This is a genomic window from Furfurilactobacillus curtus, assembly GCF_045862785.1.
Classification (GTDB): Bacteria; Bacillota; Bacilli; order Lactobacillales; family Lactobacillaceae; genus Furfurilactobacillus; species Furfurilactobacillus curtus.
In genome coordinates this window covers 1-1867 of sequence record NZ_BQXO01000024.1, presented here as the reverse complement: position 1 = coordinate 1867, position 1867 = coordinate 1, and the positions used below count along the sequence as shown (strand labels likewise).

Annotated in this window: 1 protein-coding gene; it reads left to right on the top strand. The window is 48.3% G+C overall.

All coding sequences use genetic code 11. The annotated features are described in order from the left end of the window. Window positions 1-1867: mucin-binding protein (locus tag ACKTR2_RS10190; RefSeq protein WP_407885020.1), on the top strand; the 1867-nt coding region annotated here is incomplete at both ends.

Genomic DNA, 1867 nt, shown 5'->3' with positions numbered 1-1867 from the left:
ATGGCCAGCAGGAACGGATCAGGCGGATTTAAGCAAAACTGTGACTCGTACGATTAACTATTTGGATCGACGGACAGGTCATTCAGTCGCTACCGCAGTGACCCAACAGGTAACTTTTGTACGTACTGCAATTATTGACAAGGTAACTGGTGCGTTGTTAGGTTATGACACCATTGGCGACGGCCAAGTCGATACGACCGATGCAGATGAAGCTTGGCGGATCGAAGGATCTAACCAATTAGCCGCGGTAGTTTCACCGGATCTCATTGCTGATGGCTATCAGACTGCTGATCCACAAAGTGTGAATGCATTGACACTAACGAATAGCTACAGTGGTGATGCAACTATGGTTGTGAATGTTTATTATGACCACGCAACACTGCCAGTGACTCCAACAACACCAGGTCAGCCTGGTCAACCAATTAATCCGAATGAGCCAAATGGGCCAAAGTGGCCAGCAGAGACTGCTGCTAGCGATTTAAGCGAGACAGTAACGCGAACAATTAACTATTTGGATCAACAAACCGGACAAGTTGTATCTACGCCGGTTGTTCAACAGGTCAGTTATGACCGGACGGCGATTATTGATCAGGTTACTGGGCAACTTTTGGGTTATGATACGACTGGTGACGGAAAAGTGGATACGACAGATGGCCAGCAAGCATGGGTAAGCGTCGGAGCGACTCTTCTAGCCGCAGTGACTTCACCAGATTTAAGTGCTCAAGGTTATCAATCAGCTACACTTAAGCAAGTCGCGGCTCAAATGATTTCGGCAAATTACAAAGGAGAGATGAATCTCGTTGTGAATGTTTATTATGATCACGCAACCACTTCAGTAACGCCATTCTGGCCGGAACAGCCCGGTCAGCCAATTGACCCAGCGCAACCTAATGGACCAAAGTGGCCACAAGGCACAGCTGCTGATGATTTAACGCAGACGGTTACGCGAACCATCAACTATCTCGACCGGCAAACCGATTTGCCACTGGCTACACCAGTCGTGCAAACGGTCAGTTACCGTCGAACGGCCATTGTTGATCGGGTTACTGGACAGTTACTTGGTTATGACATCAATGGTGACGGACAGGTAGATACAGATGATGGGACTACTGCCTGGCAGGCGGACGGTTCAACTGAATTGGTGGCCGTAGTTTCACCAAACTTACAAAGTCTCGGGTATTCGGTAGCTAGTCAGTATATGGTCGATGAATTACCAATTCCAGCTGATTATCGTGGAGCGCGTCAATTAACTGTCAACGTGTATTATGATCATCAGGTGGTATCCACGACTCCAACTCACCCTGGCAACCCCGGTGAACCAATCAATCCGGCCGATCCAAACGGACCAAAGTGGCCAGCAGAGACCAGTCCTGATCAATTGACAAAGACGATTACACGGACGATCACTTATTTGAATCGGTCAACAGGCACTCCGGTAGCAACCCCAGTGGTTCAGACGGTCACTTATCATCGAACCGCGTTAGTTGATGCCGTGACTGGGCAATTACTTGGCTACGACATCGATGGGGATGGGATGGTTGATACGACAGACGCATTAAATGCTTGGGTCGTTGATGGAACGGATGTCTTAGGGACGGTTACTTCACCACAATTAGATGGTTTTGGTGAACCTTCCCTACCAGTTATCGGTGAAAAGGTCATTCCTGGTTCATACAATGGTGATCGAGCAATGCATGTGATTGTCTACTACACACCATTAACTCAGCCGGTTAACCCAGTTGAACCGACTCAACCAAGTGAACCAACAACACCGGTTGAACCGACTCAACCAAGTGAACCAACAACACCGGTTGAACCGACTCAACCAAGTGAACCAACAACACCTGTTGAACCGACTCAACCAAGT